This is a genomic window from Cellulomonas humilata (assembly GCF_013359775.1).
In the GTDB taxonomy this organism is placed as follows: domain Bacteria; phylum Actinomycetota; class Actinomycetes; order Actinomycetales; family Cellulomonadaceae; genus Cellulomonas; species Cellulomonas humilata.
In genome coordinates this window covers 120,525-141,601 of record NZ_JABMCI010000065.1, presented here as the reverse complement: position 1 = coordinate 141,601, position 21,077 = coordinate 120,525, and the positions used below count along the sequence as shown (strand labels likewise).

Annotated in this window: 24 protein-coding genes; 20 read left to right on the top strand and 4 right to left on the bottom strand. The window is 73.5% G+C overall.

Annotation, left to right across the window (positions count from 1 at the left end; all coding sequences use genetic code 11):
- The 3 genes from HP550_RS11725 to HP550_RS11715 all read left to right on the top strand — a co-directional run bounded on the left by HP550_RS11725 (position 1) and on the right by HP550_RS11715 (position 1,866).
- Positions 1–750, top strand: coding sequence for a DUF3710 domain-containing protein (locus HP550_RS11725; RefSeq protein WP_343048141.1), 750 nt, complete (start codon positions 1–3; stop codon positions 748–750).
- Entirely contained in the window at positions 747–1,115 is a 369-nt protein-coding gene (locus HP550_RS11720; protein WP_056090724.1) for an OB-fold nucleic acid binding domain-containing protein, read from the top strand. The genes HP550_RS11725 and HP550_RS11720 overlap by 4 nt, the downstream gene beginning before the upstream one ends.
- 79 nt (positions 1,116–1,194) lie before the next feature.
- Positions 1,195–1,866: a DUF3159 domain-containing protein gene (locus HP550_RS11715; RefSeq protein ID WP_175347927.1), complete on the top strand. Its 672-nt coding sequence runs from the start codon at positions 1,195–1,197 to the stop codon at positions 1,864–1,866.
- On the opposite strand, the gene HP550_RS11710 is transcribed toward HP550_RS11715, so the two are convergent.
- Complete coding sequence (locus tag HP550_RS11710) at positions 1,799–2,473, bottom strand: NAD-binding protein (RefSeq protein ID WP_175347867.1); 675 nt, start codon at positions 2,471–2,473, stop codon at positions 1,799–1,801. The genes HP550_RS11715 and HP550_RS11710 overlap by 68 nt on opposite strands.
- Entirely contained in the window at positions 2,470–3,120 is a 651-nt protein-coding gene (locus HP550_RS11705) for a potassium channel family protein (RefSeq protein ID WP_175347926.1), read from the bottom strand. The genes HP550_RS11710 and HP550_RS11705 overlap by 4 nt, the downstream gene beginning before the upstream one ends.
- Before the next feature lie 101 nt (positions 3,121–3,221).
- Here HP550_RS11705 and HP550_RS11700 point away from each other — a divergent pair, with 101 nt between their 5' ends.
- From HP550_RS11700 to HP550_RS11620, 17 genes are all read left to right on the top strand, one after another.
- Positions 3,222–5,225: an amino acid permease gene (locus tag HP550_RS11700; RefSeq protein WP_175347866.1), complete on the top strand. Its 2,004-nt coding sequence runs from the start codon at positions 3,222–3,224 to the stop codon at positions 5,223–5,225.
- Complete coding sequence (locus tag HP550_RS11695) at positions 5,215–6,483, top strand: methyltransferase domain-containing protein (RefSeq protein ID WP_175347865.1); 1,269 nt, start codon at positions 5,215–5,217, stop codon at positions 6,481–6,483. Before HP550_RS11700 ends, HP550_RS11695 begins: the two co-directional genes overlap by 11 nt.
- A gap of 80 nt (positions 6,484–6,563) precedes the next feature.
- Positions 6,564–6,734: a translation initiation factor 2 gene (locus tag HP550_RS11690; protein WP_175347864.1), complete on the top strand. Its 171-nt coding sequence runs from the start codon at positions 6,564–6,566 to the stop codon at positions 6,732–6,734.
- 203 nt (positions 6,735–6,937) lie between these two features.
- Positions 6,938–9,682 (top strand): aconitate hydratase AcnA, encoded by a 2,745-nt coding sequence (acnA, locus tag HP550_RS11685; protein WP_175347863.1) that lies wholly within the window; start codon positions 6,938–6,940, stop codon positions 9,680–9,682.
- Between the two features lie 71 nt (positions 9,683–9,753).
- Positions 9,754–10,821 carry a polyprenyl synthetase family protein gene (locus HP550_RS11680; protein ID WP_175347862.1) on the top strand — a complete coding sequence of 356 codons (1,068 nt, stop codon included), beginning with the start codon at positions 9,754–9,756 and terminating at the stop codon, positions 10,819–10,821.
- Positions 10,822–10,833: 12 nt separating this feature from the next.
- Complete coding sequence (locus tag HP550_RS11675) at positions 10,834–11,316, top strand: hypothetical protein (protein ID WP_175347861.1); 483 nt, start codon at positions 10,834–10,836, stop codon at positions 11,314–11,316.
- Entirely contained in the window at positions 11,313–11,888 is a 576-nt protein-coding gene (locus HP550_RS11670) for a hypothetical protein (RefSeq protein WP_175347860.1), read from the top strand. The genes HP550_RS11675 and HP550_RS11670 overlap by 4 nt, the downstream gene beginning before the upstream one ends.
- Positions 11,889–11,890: 2 nt before the next feature.
- Positions 11,891–12,880 (top strand): hypothetical protein, encoded by a 990-nt coding sequence (locus HP550_RS11665; RefSeq protein WP_175347859.1) that lies wholly within the window; start codon positions 11,891–11,893, stop codon positions 12,878–12,880.
- Positions 12,870–13,400: a hypothetical protein gene (locus tag HP550_RS11660; protein ID WP_175347858.1), complete on the top strand. Its 531-nt coding sequence runs from the start codon at positions 12,870–12,872 to the stop codon at positions 13,398–13,400. The genes HP550_RS11665 and HP550_RS11660 overlap by 11 nt, the downstream gene beginning before the upstream one ends.
- A 66-nt stretch (positions 13,401–13,466) precedes the next feature.
- Positions 13,467–13,913, top strand: a complete 447-nt coding sequence (locus HP550_RS11655) for a hypothetical protein (RefSeq protein WP_056090752.1) — start codon at positions 13,467–13,469, stop codon at positions 13,911–13,913.
- A 4-nt stretch (positions 13,914–13,917) separates the two neighbouring features.
- Positions 13,918–14,682 (top strand): hypothetical protein, encoded by a 765-nt coding sequence (locus HP550_RS11650; protein WP_175347857.1) that lies wholly within the window; start codon positions 13,918–13,920, stop codon positions 14,680–14,682.
- Positions 14,679–15,338, top strand: a complete 660-nt coding sequence (locus tag HP550_RS11645) for a hypothetical protein (RefSeq protein WP_175347856.1) — start codon at positions 14,679–14,681, stop codon at positions 15,336–15,338. Before HP550_RS11650 ends, HP550_RS11645 begins: the two co-directional genes overlap by 4 nt.
- Positions 15,331–15,891, top strand: coding sequence for a hypothetical protein (locus HP550_RS11640; protein WP_175347855.1), 561 nt, complete (start codon positions 15,331–15,333; stop codon positions 15,889–15,891). Before HP550_RS11645 ends, HP550_RS11640 begins: the two co-directional genes overlap by 8 nt.
- A complete protein-coding gene (locus tag HP550_RS11635; protein ID WP_175347854.1) occupies positions 15,888–16,712 on the top strand; it encodes a class I SAM-dependent methyltransferase in 825 nt (274 codons plus the stop codon). Before HP550_RS11640 ends, HP550_RS11635 begins: the two co-directional genes overlap by 4 nt.
- A 49-nt stretch (positions 16,713–16,761) precedes the next feature.
- Positions 16,762–17,448, top strand: coding sequence for a hypothetical protein (locus HP550_RS11630; RefSeq protein WP_175347853.1), 687 nt, complete (start codon positions 16,762–16,764; stop codon positions 17,446–17,448).
- Positions 17,445–18,110 carry a hypothetical protein gene (locus tag HP550_RS11625; RefSeq protein WP_175347852.1) on the top strand — a complete coding sequence of 222 codons (666 nt, stop codon included), beginning with the start codon at positions 17,445–17,447 and terminating at the stop codon, positions 18,108–18,110. The genes HP550_RS11630 and HP550_RS11625 overlap by 4 nt, the downstream gene beginning before the upstream one ends.
- On the top strand, positions 18,107–18,766 hold the full coding sequence (locus HP550_RS11620) for a hypothetical protein (RefSeq protein WP_175347851.1): 660 nt from the start codon (positions 18,107–18,109) through the stop codon (positions 18,764–18,766). Before HP550_RS11625 ends, HP550_RS11620 begins: the two co-directional genes overlap by 4 nt.
- On the opposite strand, the gene HP550_RS11615 is transcribed toward HP550_RS11620, so the two are convergent.
- Positions 18,763–20,088, bottom strand: a complete 1,326-nt coding sequence (locus tag HP550_RS11615; RefSeq protein ID WP_175347850.1) for a hypothetical protein — start codon at positions 20,086–20,088, stop codon at positions 18,763–18,765. The genes HP550_RS11620 and HP550_RS11615 overlap by 4 nt on opposite strands.
- 67 nt (positions 20,089–20,155) lie before the next feature.
- On the bottom strand, positions 20,156–21,055 hold the full coding sequence (locus HP550_RS11610; protein WP_246280801.1) for a LysR family transcriptional regulator: 900 nt from the start codon (positions 21,053–21,055) through the stop codon (positions 20,156–20,158).
- Positions 21,056–21,077: the final 22 nt, after the last annotated feature.

Genomic DNA, 21,077 nt, shown 5'->3' with positions numbered 1-21,077 from the left:
GTGGCGCTGTTCCGGCGTGGTGGAAAGGATTCCGCCCCAGACGACGCGGTGGAGACCGAGGTCGACGAGCCTGCCGTCGTCGACGAGCCCGGCGACGACCTCCCGTCCGCGCCGGTCGAGCGCACGGGTGGCCCGTGGGACGCCTCGCAGGTGGACGACGACGTCCCGCGCGTCGACCTCGGGGCGATCCTCGTGCCCGGCGTGCAGGGCATGGAGCTGCGGATGGAGATCGACAAGGCCACGGACGTCGTGTCCGCGGCGTCGATCCTCATCGACGGCTCGTCGCTCCAGGTGCAGGCCTTCGCCGCACCCCGCACCGAGGGCATCTGGGACGAGATCCGGGCGGAGATCGCCGAGTCCGTGACGCAGCAGGGCGGCTCGGCGGACGACCTCCCGGGACCGTTCGGCCGCGAGCTGCTGGCGCGCCTCCCCGTGCGGACCCCTGAGGGGCGCACCGGGCACCGTCCCGCCCGCTTCGTCGGCGCCGACGGTCCGCGCTGGTTCGTGCGCGGTGTGATCACCGGCCGCGCCGCCGTGGACCCGGCCGCCGCCACGGCCCTCGAGCAGCTCTTCGCCGGCATCGTCGTGGTCCGGGGCACCGACGCGCGTCCGCCCCGCGACCTGCTCACCCTGCGGCTGCCCGGACCGGGGACGCCGAACCTGCAGGCCGCCGCGCCGCCCGACGCCGCCCCGGCGGTGCCCGACTTCGACCCCCTGCGCCGGGGTCCGGAGATCACGGAGATCCGATGAGCCTCAAGGAACGCCTGAAGAAGGCGGTCGCGTCCCAGGCCGAGATCGAGGCCGACGAGGAGCGCGCCGACGCCCACCGCTCGGTGGGGTGCACGCCCGTCGAGCAGCTGCGCGACCGCTCGCGGGCCAGCGTCTCCGGCGTCATCCGGTCCGTCACGCTGCGGCCCCGCGAGGGCGTACCGGCCCTGGAGGCCGAGCTGTACGACGGGAGCGGGTCGCTGGACCTGGTCTGGCTGGGCCGCCGGGAGATCTCCGGCGTCACGCCCGGTCGCCGACTGAAGATCGAAGGCCTGGTGTGCCTGATCGACGGCCGTCGCACCGTGTTCAACCCCCGCTACGAGCTGCGGCCGCGTCCCGGTGAGTGACCACCAGGCGGCCGATCCCCTGAAGGGGATCGACGCGATCGACGACGTCGTACCGCCCGAGGAGGGTGGCCTGCGCGGGATGCGCGCGCTCACGGCCGAGCAGTTCTCGGTCGCCGACGCGGTCGGGGGAGTGCGTGGGGTCGTCGAGTCGGTCGCCCCCGGACTGCTCTTCGTCGTGGTGTACCTCGCGTCGGGCCAGCGGCTCACGCCGGCGCTGATCGCCGCGGCGGGCGCGGCAGTGGTCGCGGTGGTGGTGCGGCTGGTGCAGCGCACGCCCGTCACGCAGGCGTTCTCCGGACTCGTGGGCGTCGGTATCGGCGTGATCTGGGCGTGGCGGTCCGGCGACGCCTCGGACTACTTCGCCTACGGGCTCTGGGTCAACGTCGCGTACCTGCTCGCGACGCTGGTCTCGATCCTCGCCGGCTGGCCTCTGGTCGGTCTCGTCATGGGTCTGTTCCGGGCCGAGGGGCCGCTGTCGAGCAACGGCTCGTGGGGCGCCGCGGTGGCGTGGCGTGCCGATCCGGTGCTGCGTCGCCGCTACGCGCTCGCCACGTGGCCGTGGGTGGCGATGTTCGGCGTCCGGCTCGCGGTCCAGGTGCCGCTGTACCTGGCCGACGAGGTCGCGTGGCTCGGCACGGCCAAGCTGGCCATGGGCCTGCCGCTGACCGCGCTGACCCTCTGGCTCAGCTGGTCGCTGGTCCGTGGGTCAGCAGCGCTTCCAGCTCGGCCTCGTCCGCTTCCCGAGCCGTGACGAACAGCAGCTCGTCCCGGCCCTCGAGCGTGTCGTCGGGGCTGGGGGCGATCGGTCGCGCGTCCCGCACGATGCACGCGAGCACGGTGTCCGCGGGCCACTCGATCTGACCGACGCGCACGCCGGCCAGCGGCGAGTCGTCGGGGAGCGTGAGCTCGAGGATGTCTGCGCGGGACTGGTGGAACGTGAAGATGCGCACCAGGTCGCCGACCGTGACGGCCTCCTCGACCATCGCGGTCATGATCCGCGGCGTCGACACGGCCACGTCCACGCCCCAGGCCTCGTCGAACATCCACTCGTTCTTCGGGTTGTTCACGCGGGCGACCGTGCGCGGGACGCCGAACTCCGTCTTGGCCAGCAGCGAGATGACGAGGTTGGCCTTGTCGTCGCCGGTGGCGGCCACCACCACGTCGCACTCGTCGGCCTTGACCTGGCGCAGGGTGGGCAGCTCGCAGGCGTCGGCCAGCAGCCACTCGGCGTCGGCGACCTGCGAGACGCGCATGGCCGACGGCTGGCGGTCGATCAGGGTGACCTCGTGGCCGTGCCCGAGCAGCTCGCGCGCGATCGAGCGTCCGACAGAGCCGGCCCCCGCGATGACGACCCTCACGCCGTCACCGCCGGCGCGCTCGTGAGGATGCGTTCGACCAGGGCGGAGGCGTCCGCCCGCATGAGCACGTGCACGGTGTCGTTCTCCTGCAGGACGGTGGTCGACGTCGGCAGCAGGCCGTCGCCGTAGCGGGTGACGTACGCGATCCGGGCGCCGGTGGCTTCCTCCAGCACGCGCAGCGGCTTGCCCACCCAGCCCTCGTGGACGTCCACCTGCGAGAGCTGGATCTGTCCGGAGGAGTCGCGGTACTCGTCGGTGGCGCCCATGGGCAGCAGGCGGCGGAGCACCTGGTGCGCGGTCCAGCGCACGGTGGCGACCGTGGGGATGCCCAGGCGCTGGTAGATCTCGGCGCGGTGCGGGTCGTAGATGCGGGCGACCACGTTCTCGATGCCGAACGTCTCGCGCACCACGCGAGCCGCGAGGATGTTCGAGTTGTCGCCGTCGGACACGGCCGCGAACGCGAACGCGTCCTCGATCCCCGCCTGAGTGAGGGTGTCCCGGTCGAAGCCGAGGCCGGTCACCTTGTTGCCGCCGAACTCCGGGTCGAGGCGCCGGAACGCCTCGGGGTTCTGGTCGATGACGGACACGGAGTGCCCGTTGTCCTCCAGGCTCTTGGCCAGCGTGGCGCCTACCCGGCCGCATCCCATGATCACGAAGTGCACAGTGGGGCACGCTATACCGTCCGCCTCGACCGGCGCGCCGCGGGCGGTGGTGTGGGCTGCCGCGCGCGGGCCTAGCATTGCGCATCGTGTCGGACCTCTCGGATGCCGCCAAACGCCTGTTGCTCGGACGCCCCGTCCGCAGCGACAGGCTCGGCCACACGCTCCTCCCGAAGCGCATCGCTCTTCCCGTGTTCGCGTCGGACGCGCTCTCGTCGGTGGCCTACGCGCCCGACGAGATCCTGCTGACGCTCTCCCTCGCGGGGATGACGGCCCTGGTGGTCTCGCCGTGGGTCGGCCTGGCCGTCGTCGCGGTGATGATCGTCGTCGTCGCCTCCTACCGGCAGAACGTGCACGCCTACCCGTCCGGGGGAGGTGACTACGAGGTCGCGACGACCAACCTGGGCAAGAACGCCGGCGTCACCGTGGCCAGTGCGCTGCTGGTCGACTACGTGCTGACCGTCGCGGTGTCCATCTCGTCGGCCGCGCAGTACGCGGCGACCGCCCTCCCCGCGCTGCGGGGGCACGAGGCGGCGTTCGCGGTCGGGCTTGTCGTGCTGCTGACGGTGGCCAACCTGCGCGGCGTCAAGGAGTCCGGGAGCCTGTTCGCCATCCCGGTCTACATGTTCATGCTCGCGATCGGCGCTCTGGCGGTCGTGGGATCGGTCCAGCTGCTCACCGGCAACCTGGCGATGGCGGAGAGCTCCGGCTTCGAGCTCGCGCCCGACGCGGCGTTCGACCAGGGGCTCACCGGCCTCGCCGGCTTCTTCCTCATCCTGCGCGCCTTCTCCTCCGGCTGCGCCGCCCTCACGGGCGTGGAGGCCATCAGCAACGGCGTCCCCGCGTTCAAGAAGCCGAAGTCCAAGAACGCCGCGACCACCCTGGCGCTGCTGGGCAGCCTCTCGATCGTCATGATCATGTCGATCCTGCTGCTCTCCCGTGCCACCGGCGTGATCTTCGCCGACGACCCCCAGACCCAGCTGCTGCGCGATGGCGTGCCCGTGGGCGAGGGCTACGACCAGCACCCCGTGATCAGCCAGCTGTCGGCCGCGGTGTTCCAGAACGTGCCCTTCGTGGCGGTCCTCATCGCGGTGGTCACCGGGCTGATCCTGTTCTTCGCGGCGAACACCGCGTTCAACGGGTTCCCGGTGCTGGGTTCGATCCTGGCGCGCGACGGCTACCTGCCCCGCCAGCTGCACACCCGCGGCGACCGGCTGGCGTTCTCCAACGGCATCGTCACCCTGGCGCTGGCGGCGATCGTGCTGATCTGGGCGTTCGACGCGCAGGTCACCCGCCTGATCCAGCTGTACATCGTCGGCGTCTTCGTGTCGTTCACGGTGAGCCAGCTGGGCATGGTGCGGCACTGGACGCGGCACCTGCGCACGGAGCCGGACCCGGCGGCCCGGACGCGCATGAAGCGGTCGCGGATCATCAACTCTGTGGGCCTGGTGATGACCGCGACGGTGCTCGTCGTCGTGCTCATCACCAAGTTCACCCATGGCGCGTGGATCGCGATCCTGGCCATGGCGGTCATCTACGTCCTCATGCAGTCGATCCACCGCCACTACGCGCTGGTGCGCGCCGAGCTGGCGCTGGGCACCGACGCCGAGGCCGCCCGGGCGCTGCCCAGCCGCGTGCACGCGATCGTGCTGGTGTCGCACCTGCACCGCCCGACGATGCGCGCGCTGGCCTACGCCCGCGCGTCGCGGCCGCAGCTCCTGGAGGCGTTGACGGTCGGCGTCGACCCCGAGGACGTGGTGACCTTGCGCGAGCAGTGGGAGGCCATGAACATCCCGGTGCCGCTGCGCGTGCTCGACTCCCCGTTCCGGGAGATCACCCGACCGGTGCTCACCTACGTCCGCTCGATCCGCCGCGACAGCCCCCGCGACCTCGTCGTGGTCTACATCCCCGAGTACGTGGTGGGGCACTGGTGGGAGCAGCTGCTGCACAACCAGAGCGCGCTCCGGCTCAAGGGGCGGCTCCTGTTCACCCCCGGCGTGGTGGTGGCCTCCGTGCCCTGGCAGCTGGCGTCCACCGAGGGGCAGACGGGGCTCGAGGAGCCGGTCCGGGGTACCGTTCCGCGTGGCTACTGACTCTGCACCCGACCGCGTCGACGAGCTCGTCGAGCTCGAGATCGGCCCGGTGGCCCACGGCGGTCACTGCGTGGCGCGCCACGAGGGACGCGTCATCTTCGTGCGGCACACGCTGCCCGGCGAACGGGTCCGCGCGCGCCTGACCGACGCGGGGGAGACGGCGAAGTTCTGGCGCGCCGACGCCGTCGAGATCCTCGAGGCGTCGCCCGACCGCGTCGAGTCGGCCTGGCCGGCCGCCGGTCCGGGTGGGGTCGGCGGCGGCGAGCTCGCCCACGTCTCCCTGCCCGCGCAGCGCGCGTGGAAGGCCGCGGTGCTCGCCGAGCAGCTGCGCCGCCTGGCCAAGCTGGACCTGGACGTCCCCGTGCTGGCCGCTCCGGGGGACGACGAGCGTGGCGGCCTCGGCTACCGCACCCGGATCGACCTGGTCACGGACGCCGAGGGCCGGGCGGGCATGCACGGCTTCCGCTCGCACGACGTGCGTCTGCTCGACTCGATGCCCCTGGCCAACGAGGCGATCGCGGCCCTCGACCTGTTCGGCCGGCGCTGGTCCGGCGGTGCGCGGGTCGAGGCGATCGCCCCGTCCAGCGGCGACGCCCCGCTCGTCCTGGTCGACGGCGCGCCCTTCGACCTCGGGCGCGGTCGCATGGACGGCCGGCCCAACGCGCGCACCGCGGTCAAGGAGCACGTCCAGCACGGTGAGGTCGGGTACGAGTTCCGCGTGGCGGGCGCTGCCTTCTGGCAGGTGCACCGGGAGGCCCCCGACCTGCTGGTGAGCGCGGTGCTCGCCGGGCTCGGAGACGTGGACGGGGCGGCCGTGCTGGACCTCTACTCGGGGTCCGGCCTGTTCACCGCACCGCTGTCGGACGCCGTCGGCCCGACGGGCGAGGTGGTGTCCGTCGAGGGCGACGCTCGCGCGGTCAAGGATGCGCGGCGCAACCTGCACGACCGCTCGAACGTCGAGCTGCACGCCGGCGACGTCGCCCAGGTCCTCTCGGGCCAGGTCGACTCGGACTCCGACGTGGTGCACGCCGACGCGGTCGTGCTCGACCCGCCGCGCACCGGGGCGGGCCGCAAGGTCGTCGCCGGGATCACCGAGCTGCGCCCGGAGCGGGTGGTCTACGTCGCGTGCGACCCGGCCGCGCTGGCCCGCGACATCGCCCTGTTCGCCGACGCCGGGTACGCGCTGGCGGACCTGAAGGCGTACGACCTGTTCCCCATGACGCACCACGTCGAGGCCGTCGCCGTCCTGACCCGCTGACTGGGTGCACGCCGGCGGCCCCCGGACTAGCGTGGAACGCGTAGCCGGACCGGAGCGGCCCGGCAGAGGGGAGCGGCACGGTGAGCGACAAGGACGCGATCAGCCGACTGGCGGAGGCGAAGCGGCTGGTCACCCAGGAGCTGCACAAGCAGGGCACGCCGGAGTACGACCCGCGCTCGCACGAGCGGGCGATCGAGGCGGAGCGCAAGGCGCAGGACGCCGTGGACGCGGAGCGCGCCGCGCAGAGCTGACCGAGACAGCCCGCGGGCCCTCGCGCACACGCGCCACGCCGACGTGGACGCGTGTGCGCGGGGGCCCGTGAGCATGTATCTTGATGTCGAGATAAATCGCGATCCTCGCCGCGCCTAGGCTGGGAGGTCGCACCGCCCAGCGGTCCGGGTGACTTGCATCCCCGGACAGGAACACCGGCAGACTCGCCAGCGAAGGAGCCCCCGTGAGCAGCGTCGACAGCTTCGGTTCGAAGGGAACACTCGAGGTCGGTGATGCCTCGTACGAGGTGTTCCGTCTCTCGGCCGTGCCGGGGGTCGAGCGCCTGCCGTTCAGCCTCAAGGTGCTCGCGGAGAACCTGCTACGCACCGAGGACGGCGCCAACATCACCGCCGACCACGTGCGCGCGCTCGCGCAGTGGGACCCGGACGCGCAGCCCGACACCGAGATCCAGTTCACGCCCGCCCGCGTGATCATGCAGGACTTCACCGGCGTGCCCTGCGTCGTCGACCTGGCCACGATGCGCGAGGCCGTCGTCGAGCTCGGTGGCGACGCCAGCCGCATCAACCCCCTGGCGCCCGCCGAGCTGGTCATCGACCACTCCGTGCAGATCGACGTGGCCGGCCGCGCCGACGCGTTCGAGCGCAACGTCGCCCTGGAGTACGAGCGCAACTTCGAGCGCTACCAGTTCCTGCGCTGGGGCCAGACGGCGTTCGACGACTTCAAGGTCGTCCCGCCGGGCACCGGAATCGTGCACCAGGTGAACATCGAGTACCTCGCGCGCGTGGTCATGGTGCGTGACGGCAAGGCCTACCCCGACACCTGCGTCGGCACCGACTCGCACACCACGATGGTCAACGGCCTGGGCGTGCTCGGCTGGGGCGTCGGCGGCATCGAGGCCGAGGCGGCCATGCTCGGCCAGCCCGTGTCGATGCTCATCCCGCGCGTCGTCGGCTTCAAGCTCACCGGCACCATCCCGCTGGGCGTCACGGCCACCGACATCGTGCTCACCATCACGCAGAAGCTGCGCCAGCACGGCGTGGTCGGCAAGTTCGTCGAGTTCTACGGCGAGGGTGTCGCGGCCGTGCCGCTGGCCAACCGCGCGACCATCGGCAACATGAGCCCGGAGTTCGGCTCGACCGCCGCGATCTTCCCGATCGACTCCGTGACGATCGAGTACCTGCGCCTGACCGGCCGTTCCGAGGAGCAGCTCGCGCTCGTCGAGGCGTACGCCAAGGAGCAGGGCATGTGGCTGGACCCGACGTCGGACGGCTACGTCCAGCCGGTGTTCTCCGAGTACCTCGAGCTCGACCTGTCCACCGTGGTCCCGTCGATCGCCGGACCGAAGCGCCCACAGGACCGCATCGAGCTGTCGCGGGCCAAGGAGCAGTTCCAGCGCGACCTGCCCACGTACGCGCCCGAGGTCACCAACGGGGTCGACGAGGCCGAGCGCGAGTCGTTCCCCGCGTCCGACTCGCCGGCGATCACGTCGTCCGCGACCCGGGTCTACCCGACGACGGACACCCAGGGCCGGTCGTTCGACCTGTTCCACGGGGCCGTAGCCATCGCGTCGATCACGTCGTGCACCAACACGTCCAACCCGTCGGTGATGATCGCCGCCGCGCTCGTCGCCAAGAAGGCCGTCGAGAAGGGCCTGACCGCCAAGCCATGGGTCAAGACCTCGATGGCGCCGGGCTCGCAGGTGGTGACCAACTACTACGAGAAGGCCGGCCTGTGGCCCTACCTCGAGAAGCTGGGCTTCCACCTGGTCGGCTACGGCTGCGCCACCTGCATCGGCAACTCCGGCCCGCTGGACGAGAAGGTCTCGGAGACCGTGCAGGAGCACGACCTCGCCGTGGCCGCCGTGCTGTCGGGCAACCGGAACTTCGAGGGGCGCATCAACCCCGACATCAAGATGAACTACCTGGCCTCCCCGCCGCTGGTCATCGCGTACGCGCTGGCCGGGACCATGGACTTCGACTTCGAGGCTGACCCGCTGGGCCGCGACGAGGCCGGTCAGCCGATCTTCCTGCGGGACATCTGGCCGACGCCCGACGAGGTGCAGTCCACGATCGACGCCTCGATCGACCGCGCGATGTTCACCAAGGACTATGCCGACGTCTTCTCGGGCGACGAGCGGTGGCGCGCGCTGCCGACCCCTGAGGGCGACACGTTCGAGTGGGACCAGGAGTCCACCTACGTCCGCAAGCCCCCGTACTTCGAGGGCATGCAGGCGGCGCCGTCGCCGGTCGTGGACTTCCACGGTGCGCGCGTGCTGGCCAAGCTGGGCGACTCGGTGACCACCGACCACATCAGCCCGGCCGGCTCGATCAAGGCCGACAGCCCGGCGGGTCTCTACCTCGCCGAGCACGGTGTCGGTCGCCGCGACTTCAACTCCTACGGCTCGCGCCGCGGCAACCACGAGGTCATGATCCGCGGCACGTTCGCCAACATCCGGCTGCGCAACCAGCTGGTCCCGGGCGTCGAGGGCGGGTTCACGCAGAACCTGCTGACCGGCGAGCAGTCGTCGATCTACGACGCCGCGCAGGCGTACCAGGCGGCCGGCATCCCGCTGGTGGTGCTCGGCGGCAAGGAGTACGGCTCCGGCTCGTCGCGCGACTGGGCCGCCAAGGGCACCAGCCTGCTGGGCGTCAAGGCGGTCATCACCGAGAGCTTCGAGCGGATCCACCGCTCCAACCTCATCGGGATGGGCGTGCTGCCGCTCCAGTTCCCGGAGGGCGAGTCGGCCGACTCGCTCGGCCTGGACGGCACAGAGACGTTCGACATCACCGGCGTCACCGCGCTGAACGAGGGCACCACCCCGCGCACGCTCTCGGTGACGGCGACGAAGGTCGACGGCACGGTCGTCGCGTTTGACGCGGTGCTGCGCATCGACACCCCCGGCGAGGCGGACTACTACCGCAACGGCGGCATCCTGCAGTACGTGCTGCGCTCGCTCGTCGCGTCCTGATCCGTCCGATCGACGGCCCCTCGACCACCGCACGGTGGTGGGGGGCCGTCGTCGTGCGGTAGGACGGCCCCATGGCCCACGACGAACGGCTGGTCGCGCGCGTCCTCGCCGACGCGCGCGACCTCGTGCGCGGTGAGATCGCCGAGCTGGTCCTCCGGCGTCGGGCCACGGGCTACGGCCCGCTGTACGACCTCGTCGCGGACTACCCGCTGCGCGAGGGCAAGGGGCTGCGTCCCGCCATCTGCCTGAGCGCGGCGATCGCCGCGGGTGGCCGGACCGAGCAGGCACTCGGCTCCGCCACGGCGCTGGAGCTGCTGCACAACGGCTTCCTGGTGCACGACGACATCGAGGACGCCTCCACGTTCCGCCGCGGACGCGCCACCCTGTTCGCCGACCGCGGCGTTCCCGTGGCGATCAACGTGGGCGACGCGACGAACATCCTGTCGGTCGGCGTGCTGCTGGAGAACGTGTCGACCGTCGGGGTGCGCAAGGCGCTGCTGGTGCTGCGGGAGTTCGAGCGGATGGCCCGCGAGTCCGTGGAGGGTCAGGCCATCGAGCTCGACTGGATCGCCGCCGGCACGTTCGACCTGGAGGACCGAGACTACGTGCGCATGGTCTACAAGAAGACCTGCTGGTACACGGTGATCGCGCCGCTGCGCATCGGCGTCATCTGCGGCAGCCCGCCGGGGGAGGGCCGGCCCACCGAGGACGAGCTGCTGGACCTGGTCGCGCTCGGGTTCCACGCCGGGGTCGCGTTCCAGATCACCGACGACGTGCTCAACCTCGTGGCCGACGAGGGCGCGTACGGCAAGGAGTCGGCGGGCGACCTCTGGGAGGGCAAGCGCACCGTCATGCTGCTGCACTTCCTGCGGACGGTCGGCGCTGCGGATCGCGAGCGTGCCCTGCGCCTGCTGACGGTCGCGCGGCCGGACAAGGACGCTGGTGAAGTGGCGTGGCTCGCGGCGGCGATGGAGCGCGAGGGGTCGATCGACCACGGGCGTGCGCTTGCGCAGCGCTACTCGCGCAAGGCCCTCGAGCTGGAGTCCCGCGTGCTCGGCCCCTCCCGCGACGACGACTCGGCGGACTATCGTCATTTTCTGCGCGAGATGCTGCACTACGTGATCGACCGGACGCTCTAGCTGGGGGAGTCGATGACGGAGCCACCGCACGGAGCCGGCGACACGCTGAGCGAGATCCTGCGTCTCCAGACCGAGTTCCAGGGCCGGATGGTCGACGAGACGCTGCGGTACCTGCGCCGGGTGCAGGGCATGTTCGAGCCGCACAGCCCCGGCACCGTGCTCCGACCGGACGCCCCGGACGCCTTGGCCGTGACGGTGCCGGTGGGTGGCCGGACCTCGGTCCAGCTCGACGTCGAGAACCGTCAGCGCGTCCACACGGCGCTGGCGGCGGTGCTCACCCCGCTGGTCGGGGACGACGGCACGACCTGGTTCGTCGACGCCGACGCGCGGCCGGCGTTCCGGCTCCTCGCCCCCGCCGAGCAGGCCCGCGTCACCGTCCGCCTGCGGGTGCCCGCAGACGTGCCACCCGGGCTGTACCGCGGCCTGGTGACCCTGCGCGGGCTGCACCCGGCCGGCGTGCCGCTGGAGGTCACCGTGACGGAGGTCGTCGCGTGACGGCCCGGGCGGAGGTCCGGCTGGTCGACGAGCCCGACCGGGCGGGCCGGACGACGGCCGCGCTCGTCGCATCGCTGTCCGGCCGGCTGGCGGCGCTCCCGCTGGTGTCCGGCGCCGACGTGGTCGGCGCGCTGGCGGCGGGCGTCGCGGCGCTCGGCCGGCAGGCGGCGGAGACCGCGGAGGGGCGCGCGCTGCGCGACGGGCTCGCGCACGGCCGCCCCGCGACGAACGCCGCGCTGCTGTGGAAGCAGCTGGGCATCGACCGGTGGCTGTCGACGATGCCGCCGAGCAGGGTCCTCGACCAGCTGCGCAACGACGCCGCGCTGCTGCTGGTGGACGACCTCGCCGAGACCTTCGAGCTGCCGCCGCTGGTCCCGGAACCCACCGGCGCCGACCGTCCGGCCGGCCCGGAACACATCGACCCGCTCGACCTCATGGTCGGGATGTGGGTGCTCGCCACGGACACGGTCGCGCTCGTCCAGGCGCTGGCGGACAGCTCCGGGGTCCCGACCGCCACGGTGGTGCCCGGTCGCCCCGCCCCCGCGCGGGTCGACGGCGGCGTCCTGCGCTGACCGTGCGCGACCACCTGCGGCGCCCCCCGGCGAACGACCCGTCGCGGGGCGCGTACAAGGAGTGGCTGCACGTCAACGCCTTCGACCACGAGACCGGCGTGATCGCGCTGGTCAACGTGTCGGTGCACGGCGACCCCGACGCGCAGGCGTCCCGCGCGGTGGGCGCGGCGCTGGTGCACGTGCCCGGGGTGGGCTGGGCCGGGAACGCGGAGGTGGTGCCGGCGAACGCGGTCGGGACGGACGTGCTGACGCTCGCCACGGCGGGCGTCGCGGTGGCCGTCGACCCGTCGGGGGCGCGGGTGGCCGCGCGGGCGCGCCTGCCGAGGGACCAGGTGGACCTCTCCCTGGAGGGGGTGCCGGTCGGGCCGGAGCTCAGCGCGACGTCGGTCATGCCGTTCGGCTCGGGGCATCTCGGCTGGGCCGTCTACCCGAGGCTGAGCGTCGCCGGCACTCTTGGGCTGCCCGGCCGCACGGTCACGATGGACGGCGCCGGGGGCTACGCCGACCACAACTGGGGCCGGTGGTGGTGGGGTGACGACGCCGGCTGGGACTGGGCCTGCTGGCACGCGCCGGACGGGGTGCTGGTGGTGTTCTCGCGCATGACGAACCGCGCGCACACGACGACCGGCCTGGTGCTGCTCACCGTGGAGGTCCGCGGTCGCGTGGTCCGGTTCGTCGACGACCAGGTGCTGGTGGAGACGTCCGGGCGGCTCTGGCCGTCGCGACGCCTGCCGGGGGCGCTCGCCGCGCTGCACACCGACCGCACGGCCGAGCGGCTCCCGTCACGCGTCGTGGTGCACGCGAGCAACGGGTTCGACGCCCTGGACCTGGAGTTCGACGTGCGGGACGTGGCCCAGCTGGTCATGGCCGAGCCCGCGCAGCCCGGCTTCGCCTTCCTGCACGAGCTCGTCGGTGCGTTCCGCTGCGTCGGCCTGATCGCCGGGGTGCGGGTCGACTCGGTCGGGCTGGGGGTGGTCGAGCGTGCCGGATAGGGGCCTGGCGGCCTTCGTGGCGGCTCTCGTGGCCGGTCTGGACGCGGGCGACCCCGACGCGGCCGCCCGGGTGCGACGGCTCGCCGGGGCGCACGAGGCGCGGATCGGCCTGGACGACGAGGCGGTGGACGTGCGGTTCGACGGCGACGGGCGGCTGCGGGTGACGTCCGCGGTCGGCGACGGGCCGCGCTGCTGGGGCCGGACCGACCGGGGGACCGTCGCCGACCTGCTCGACGCGCGGCTCGAGGTGCGGGACGCCGTGCTGACGGGTCGGATCGAGGTCGTCGGCACCGTGCAGGAGGTGGCGGCGATCTTCGCGGTGGTCGAGGTGCTGATCGCGGCCTCGGTGCGGCTGCCCGCGCTGCAGACGCTCGCCGACGAGCTCCTCGCGGGTGCACCGGTGGCGCCCCGGCCGGCGACGCGGGCGTCCTGGTACCCGACCGAGATCGGTCCCGTGGAGATCGCGCTCCTGGCCGAGCTGGACCTGCTGGCGGACGAACTGGGCGGCGCGGCTGGTTGACGCCCGAGTTTGTCCGGGTCGATCCTGCTTGGTGACGACATCCCGCGCGGCAACCTGGGGGTAGCCATGGGCTCGGACGTCCACCTCGACGGGCACCTCGGCTCGATCGGGCCTGTGTCGATGAACCCGGTGGTGGTGGACCACATCGGGGCCATCGGCCCGGTGACCGTCGCCGGCATCCCGAACGAGTTCGGCATCACGATCCACGAGCCGATCCCCAAGATCCAGATGGGCATCGACCCGGTCACGCTCAATCCCCTGAACGCGACGATCACCCTCAACCCGGTCACGCTCAACCCGGTGAACCTCAACCTCGCCGTGACCGAGCTCCCGGAGACGCGGGCCCACCTGCCGGCCGACTTCACGGTCGGCCTCAGCCTGCTCGGGATGGACCTGCTCAGCATCCGCCTGTGCGGTGAGGCGCAGATGATCTCCGAGGCCTACAAGGCCGGCCCGTGCGAGCGCTGCGGGTACACCGACCGCGACGACGACCTCGACCCGAAGGACGGCTGAGACCGTGGCCCGTGCCGGCCGTGCCGCCGCCAGCGACGTCCGGGTCTCGCGCCTGGTCGGCCCGCCCGGTGCGGTGGTGGGGGTGGTCGACGTGCCCCCCGACCAGCGCACCTCGATCGTGCTGGTGCCGCCGGCGTCGAAGAAGCCCGACGAGGTCCTGTCGACCGCGCGCGTGCTCACGGCCCCGGCCGGCCCGGCCCGGACCGAGGTCCGGCTGCTGCTGGCCGACGACGCGCCGGCGGGGGAGCGGGGCGCGCAGCTGCTCTGGGACGGCGGGGCGATCGACGTGCGGATCGAGGTGCTCGGGTTCCAGGCGGTCGAGGTCCGGCCGCTCGTCGTCCCGGTCTCCGGGCCGGCCGGCGCGATCGTGCCCGTGTCCGTGCACGCCGTGAACCGCGGGAACGTGCCGGTCGAGATCGCCAAGGTCGCGGTCCTGGCGTTCGAGGAGCGCGAGACGCTCGAGCACGCGATCGCCGCCGGCCTCAGCGGGAAGGCGACGGGTCTGGACCGGTGGGCGGTGGTGGCCGACACCGTGGCCGCGCGGCAGTCCGAGGCGGCTCGGGTGGTGGTGACGGACGGTGCGGGGACCCTCGCGCCGGCCGCCGACGCGCTCGTGGCGGCCGAGGTGCACGTCCCCGCCGGGCTGGGTGCCGGCGAGCATGCGGGCACCTGGGTGGTCGCCGGGGTGCGAGTACGGGTCGAGGTCCAGGTCACGGCGCCAGCGCCGACGACCCGGACGCGGAGCACACGAGCGAAGGGGTCATCGTGAGCACTCAGCAGAGCATGACCGACCAGACGACGGCCGCGCTCGACGCGGTGGTGTGCGCGGGCCTGAAGCTGGGGCGGTCGGTGCTGGACGCCATGCGGTCGTCCACCCCCGTGTCGGACGTCGTCTCTGCGGTCGGCAAGGTCGACACAGGGGCCCTGAGCCTGCCGCAGATGTCCCTGGGCACGCAGCCGTGCGGGTGCGCGATCCCCGACGCGTGCTTCCTGCCGGAGAAGCTGCCCACGGTTACCGCGCACGGCTGCCCGGGCGCCACGATGACGCTGCGGCTGGCTGTGACCAACGAGTGGCCCGCCAGCCGGTTCGTCGCCGTCCGGGTCACCGGGGCGGACTCTGGCGCCGTGACGGTCGCACCGGTGCAGCAGCAGATCGGGCCGTACGAGACGGCGACGTTCACCGCCACGGTGCACCTGCCCGACGACACGTCCGAGTCCCTGTCGGCGCTGCTCTGGGTGCGTGGCTGCCGCGACCACGTGGTGCGGTGGGAGGTGTCGTCGTCCGAGGGCGGCTGCGCGTGCGTCCACGAGGTCGCGGTCCTCGACGAGCCCGACACGGTGCACCACTGGTACGACCACTTCTACAAGGAGCCCTGCTGCCGCCCGCAGCCGCGCCAGGGCCGGGTGCCGGTCGCCCATGGCTGAGCCACGCCCCACCGCAGGCGCCGACGACCTGGTGCGCCGGATCGTCGACGCCAACGTCTCCTACTACAAGGCCTGGGGCGCGCTGGTCACCGACTGGCTCGCCGAGGTCACCGCGGTGGTGCAGGCGGCGCCCGGCGTGGTCTCGCTCCAGACCCCCGGTCGTCCGGCGACCCACAGCCACGACGACGCCCCCGCCCCGCACCAGCACGCCGCGGACGACGCGCTGGCGCCTGCCGCGGCGCTGCTCGTGCTGGAGGGACCGGCGGGAGCCCAGGCCGCGGGAGCGTTCGAGGTCGAGAACGTGCTGGACGCCGCGGCGGCGGGCGTGGTCGTCGTCGACCCGTTCCGCGACCCGTCCGGGCAACCGGTCGACGTCGAGGTCACGGTCACACCGTCGACGCTCGACCTGGGCGCCAAGGAGTCGGTTGTCGTCTCCTTGCGGGCCACCGTGCCGGACACGGTCGTGGCGGGTGTCGACCACCGCAGCACGGTGCGCGTGGAAGGCATCCCCGCCGGCACGATCGCCGTGGTGCTGCGGCGCACCGACGCATGAGCGAGGCCGCCAGCGGCGTGCTCGCGGCGTCGATGTGGTCGTGGGCCGCGCTCGTCTCCGACCCGGCCCGCGCGACCCGCCAGGCAGCCCGCGCCCGCGGCGAGGCGCTCGTGGTGGACGCCATCCCGCCGACTCCCGGCGGGGGACCGCTGCTCAGCCGCACGCAGCGAGGGCCGCGGCTCCTGGACGCGCCGACCAAGAACGACGGCCTGGTCGAGGAGTTCGACCGGCTCGCCGAGGCCTACGACTTCTACGTGCGCCCGTTCTCGGTCCCGCTCTTCTCCGAGGCCCTCGACATGCTGGCGCCCCTGCTGACGCCCGACGCGCGCGTGCTCGACGCCGGGTGCGGCCCGGGCCGGGAGCTGCGGGCCGTCGCGCGCCGGGTCCCGGACGGTGAGGTCGTGGGCGTCGACCTCGCGGCCGGGATGGTCGTCGGAGCGCACCGGGCCGCCTGGGCCGCCGGCCTCGACAACACGGCGTTCGTCCAGTCCGACGTCGGGGACCTGCCGCGGGACCTGGACGGGGCGTTCGACCTGGTCTACAACTGCCTCGCGCACCACCACTACCCGGACCCGGCGGCCGCCGCGGCGGGGATCCGGAGGTGCCTGCGGCCGGGCGGCCACTACGCGATCATCGACCCCGGGCCGTCGTGGTTCGTCGGGCTGGCGTCGGCGCTCTCGCTGGCCGGCGACCCGGGGTGGATCGGTTTCCACACGCCCGAGCAGTTCCGCGTGCTGCTCGAGGGGGCCGGGTTCGTCGACGTGCGCTGGTACGACCTGCTGCCGGGGTTCGGGATCGCCCTGGCGCGCGTCCCGGACTGACACGGTCACCTGACGCCCCTGACCCGGCGTCGCACCTACACTCGGCCGCGTGCCCGGACCCGCCGCCCCTCCCGACCTGCGCGCCCGCGCGCGGCAGAGCGGCAGCACGGTCGCGCGTCGCGTCCTCGACCAGCCGCTGCGCCGCATCGGCATCGGCGGCGCCGTCGCGCTGCTCGCCGTCACCGCGGCGTTCGGCGGGCTCCAGGAGCAGGCGCAGGACGGCCCCGAGGTGCTGGCCGTCGACGCCGCGGTCGAGGTCGCCCCGTTCGAGCTGACCGTGCACCGCGTCGTGTGGACCACGGACCTGCCGGGGCAGTACCTGTCCGAGGACGGCAACCGCTGGGTCGGCGTCGTCGCGACGGTGCGCAACACCAGCGATGCCGGCGTGCTGGGGGTCACCCTGCGGGACGCACTGACGCTCACCGGGGTCGACGGTCTGGTCAAGGAGCCCGGCGTGCTGGTCCCGGGCGTGACGTCCACGTCGATCGCGCTGCTCGAGGACGGCTCGTCCCTCAGCCCCGTCCAGCCCGGGCTGACCTACGAGGCCGCGTTCCTGTTCGAGCAGGACGGGTCCGTCGCCCCGCCCACCACCGCGACCGTGCTGCTCCAGCAGCACACGTGGCGCAAGGGCAGCCTCGACCCGACCGTGACGTGGTGGGACCCGACGACGGCGCTGCGGGGCGAGCTCGACGTGCGCGAGGCCGTCTCCGACGCCGACGAGGAGGGCGACGAATGAGCACCCCCGACGCCACCCCCGCCGCCACTCCCGACACCACCCCGCCCGTCCCGGTCGCCCCGCGTGTGCGCCGCCCGACCGCGCAGACGCTGGGTGCGGGCGCGGCCGTGCTCGCGGCGCTCGCCGTCGGCCACGTCGTCGTCACCGCGTTCCCGGTCGACGAGCGCGTGCAGGCGTCGTTCCTGCGGCCGGCGGTCGTCGGCGAGCCGGTCGAGCTCCGGTACGCGCGCCTGACCGCCGGCGAGCCTGCCGGCTCCACGGTCCTCGACCCCGACGACGGGTCGCTGCTGGCGACGCCGGGCGTGTGGCTCACGGTGCCGCTGACCATCGAGGCCACCGGACAGCCGCGCGCGCTCGGTTTTGCGGAGCTGCTCGGCGGCGACGGCCGCACCTACGTGGTGTTCACCGGCGGGCGCTCGTGGTTCCTCCCCGGCACGGCGCAGCCCGGGATCGCCCGCTACGCGACGCTGCGCGTGGAGGTCCCGCCCGAGGCCCTGCCGGGGGCGCACCTGCGCATCGGCCTGGAGCAGAAGGACCAGCGCCGCGAGGACGTCGCCGACATCGACCTCGGCCTCACGCAGGCCGACGCGGACGCGTGGGCGGCGGACGACACGCCCGTGCTCGCCGGCCCGCAGTCCGACGAGCCGCCGGAGCAGCCGTGAGCACGCAGACCGTCGACCCGACCCCCGCCGCGCCGACGACGTCCGGGACCTGGTGGCGTCGCAACCGCTGGGCCCTCGTCGCGCTGCCGGTGGCGCTGGCCCTCGCGCTCGTCGCGGCGGGCGACCGCGTCCGCACGCTGTGGTGGGAGCAGGACCTGCGCCAGCCCGTCACCGCCGGGGAGGGCGGGACCGCCGAGCTCCACCAGCGGGTCTACGACGGCTCTGGCGGCACCCTGCCGGTCGACGTGCAGGTGCGCCTGGACGGCGTCGCCGACGCGACGGTCCTGCCCGAGGACATGGAGCTGCCCACCGGTACCCGTGCGGTGCGGGTGGACCTCACGCTGAGCGCGGACCCCGACGTCGTCCTCACGGGCTGCTCGGTCGCGGTGCGTGACGCGTCCGGCACCCGGTACGAGTACGTCGCGAGCGGCTGGGGTGCGCTCCAGTCGCCGATGCCGTGCGTCCCCGAGGACGCGCCCGGCCCGTGGCCGCCGCTGGGCGACCTCGAGGACGCCCTCACCGACCCGGACGCCCTGCCGCGGCCCGCCACCTGGTCCGTCTCGCCGGTGGTCGTCGTGCCCGACGGCGTGGAGATCGCGGACGTCGTGGTGTGGTGGCAGAAGCCGCGGTACGTGCTGCTCGAGGCGGCGCGCTAGACCTCGGTCGGCTCCGCGGGAACCGGCACGCGAGCCGCGGCCGCCGCCTGGCCCGCGAGGATCCGGTCCACGCCGGCCGCGAGCAGCGCCATCGTCAGGGTCAGCCCGACGGCCGTCGCGACGGACGACACCATCGGGGCGAACGCGAGCCACGTGTCGACGTCCTGCGGCCCGCTGATCGCGCGGGCGAGCAGCAGGATCCCCTCCTCGACCCGCGTGGCGACGAGGAACGCGAGCGCGAACACCAGCATCGGGCCCAGACCGGCGATCGCGAGCCGCCGCAGCCCGTCCGCGAGCGCCGTGAACCGCCCGCGCACGTCGCCGACGACCGGGGCCGCGGCCTCGGTCGTCCAGCGACGCACCGGCGCCGGCACCCGCTGCCACGCCGCCACGCGCACGCGCGGCTCGGGCTTGGGCGGCGCCGCGAGCTTGTGCCCGTACACGACGGCGCCGACGGTGAGCCACGCGAGCGGGATGACGACGAGGTCGTCCAGGTTGCCCAGCACGCCCGCGACCGCGTCGACGGCAGCGTCGACCGGCGCAGCCACCGGGCCGAGCGCGTCGAGCACGTCGAGCCACCAGTCGAGCACGATCGCCACGGCGCGCCGGCTCTCGACCCATGCCCACACGCTGTCCAGCAGCTGGGTGGCGAACGCCGCCACGACCAGGAGCCAGAAGGCCTCGACGTAGGCACCCGCGAAGGCGAGCACGCGGCGGTGGCTGCGGCCTTCCCACCGGCCGAGCAGCCAGCGCAGCACGACTGCCACGACCACCAGGGCGACGAGCCCCCACCCGGTGGCGAGGTCGACGAACGAACCGTCCGCCCGGTCGGCGGAGAACGGGGAGCGCTCGACGAACTCCCGGTAGACGGCGGTGTTGAGGAACCGCGCCCGGTCCTCGTCGAGCAGCCCGTAGGACGCGTACAGCGCCAGGAACGGGACGAACACGGAGGCCAGCACGTCGACCAGTCCGCGCTCGTGCCCGGACGCGGCGTCGTCGGGCCCCCGTGTGCGGCCGAGGGCGTCGAGGGCGGGCAGGTCGCGGCGCAGCACGTACAGCATGGCGACGATCCCCGCGACCATGCTCAGCGGCGCGAGGACGAGCACCGCCCAGCCGAGCGTGTTGTTGACGGTCGACGCGTTGACGGCGGCCCAGCCGGCGGCGTGCCGCCCGGCCACGGCGAGCAGCGCGATCACGAGCAGCAGCGGCCACGAACGGATCCAGAGCCGTGCCCCGTGCGCCACGACGGCACCGAGGTCGCGCAGCCAGGCGCGCAGGCCCGCAGGCGCGGCGGCGGGGACGGGGGTCGGTGCGTCGGTCACGCCGGACATCATGACCTGCCTGGCGGTCGAGTGCGGCCCCGACCCGCAGCGCGGGAGCGACGAGCGCTCAGGACACCGGGCCGTCGGCCGCCAGGTCGCGCACGAGCTGCTGACCGGCGTCGACGGACAGCTCCCTCAGTCGCGACGCGAGCGGTGACAGGGTGCCCCGTGACACCACCCGCACGACCCGGTCCGGGACCGCCGGCTCGAGGCGGTGGAACGACAGCGCCTCGTCGTGGCGCTGCCCCCACACGGAGAGCACCGGCATGACCGCCGAGCCGAGTCCCGCCCGGACCATCGAGGTGATGCCCTGGTTGTCCACGGTCCGGAAGACGATGTCGGGCGCGACCGTTGCCCGGGCGAGGGCCGCCTCGACCACGGCCTGGTCGCAGATCGGTGGGAGGGCCACCATCGCCCTTCCGGCGAGCTCGGCCAGCGCGACGGGTCCGGGCGGGAAGGAGCCGCGCGGAGCCACGAGCACGTGCTCGTCCCGGAAGACCTCGAGGTGGTCGGCATCGCCCGGGCCGGGGACGTCGAGGAACGCGAGGTCGAGCAGCTCGAGCGGCGGCTCCTCGGTCTCGTCCTCGAACAGGCGGACGTCCGCGTCCGGGTGCTCGACCCGGAGCCGGTCGAGGAGGATCGGGAGCAGCACGTTGGTGACCGTCTGGAAGGTGCCGACGTCCACCCGCCCGGCACCGGCGTGGAAGCGGTCGATGGCGTCCCGGGCAGCGGAGTCGGCCTCGAGCAGGGTTCTCGCCTGCGCCAGGACGAGGCGGCCGAGTGGTGTGATCCGGGGTCGACGGGCTCCACCCGGACGGTCGAAGACGGCGCCCCCGACACGTCGCTCCAGGGCGGCGACCTGCTGGCTCAGCGTCGACTGCGTGTAGCCGAGCTCGGCGGCGGCGGCCCCGAACGTGCCCGTGCGGGCCACGGCGTCGAGAGCGGCGAGAAGGCGCAGGTCCAGCATGGCCCCAGTATCGCTCCATGCG

What these genes read in the sequence shown, in the direction of transcription:
- HP550_RS11720 (WP_056090724.1), top strand. Translation starts at nt 747, where the DNA reads ATGAGCCTCAAGGAACGCCTGAAGAAGGCGGTCGCGTCCCAGGCCGAG.
- HP550_RS11715 (WP_175347927.1), top strand. Translation starts at nt 1,195, where the DNA reads ATGCGCGCGCTCACGGCCGAGCAGTTCTCGGTCGCCGACGCGGTCGGG.
- HP550_RS11705 (WP_175347926.1), bottom strand. Translation starts at nt 3,120, where the DNA reads ATGGGATGCGGCCGGGTAGGCGCCACGCTGGCCAAGAGCCTGGAGGAC.
- HP550_RS11680 (WP_175347862.1), top strand. Translation starts at nt 9,754, where the DNA reads ATGGCCCACGACGAACGGCTGGTCGCGCGCGTCCTCGCCGACGCGCGC.
- HP550_RS11675 (WP_175347861.1), top strand. Translation starts at nt 10,834, where the DNA reads ATGACGGAGCCACCGCACGGAGCCGGCGACACGCTGAGCGAGATCCTG.
- HP550_RS11655 (WP_056090752.1), top strand. Translation starts at nt 13,467, where the DNA reads ATGGGCTCGGACGTCCACCTCGACGGGCACCTCGGCTCGATCGGGCCT.
- HP550_RS11640 (WP_175347855.1), top strand. Translation starts at nt 15,331, where the DNA reads ATGGCTGAGCCACGCCCCACCGCAGGCGCCGACGACCTGGTGCGCCGG.
- HP550_RS11635 (WP_175347854.1), top strand. Translation starts at nt 15,888, where the DNA reads ATGAGCGAGGCCGCCAGCGGCGTGCTCGCGGCGTCGATGTGGTCGTGG.
- HP550_RS11625 (WP_175347852.1), top strand. Translation starts at nt 17,445, where the DNA reads ATGAGCACCCCCGACGCCACCCCCGCCGCCACTCCCGACACCACCCCG.
- HP550_RS11610 (WP_246280801.1), bottom strand. Translation starts at nt 21,055, where the DNA reads ATGCTGGACCTGCGCCTTCTCGCCGCTCTCGACGCCGTGGCCCGCACG.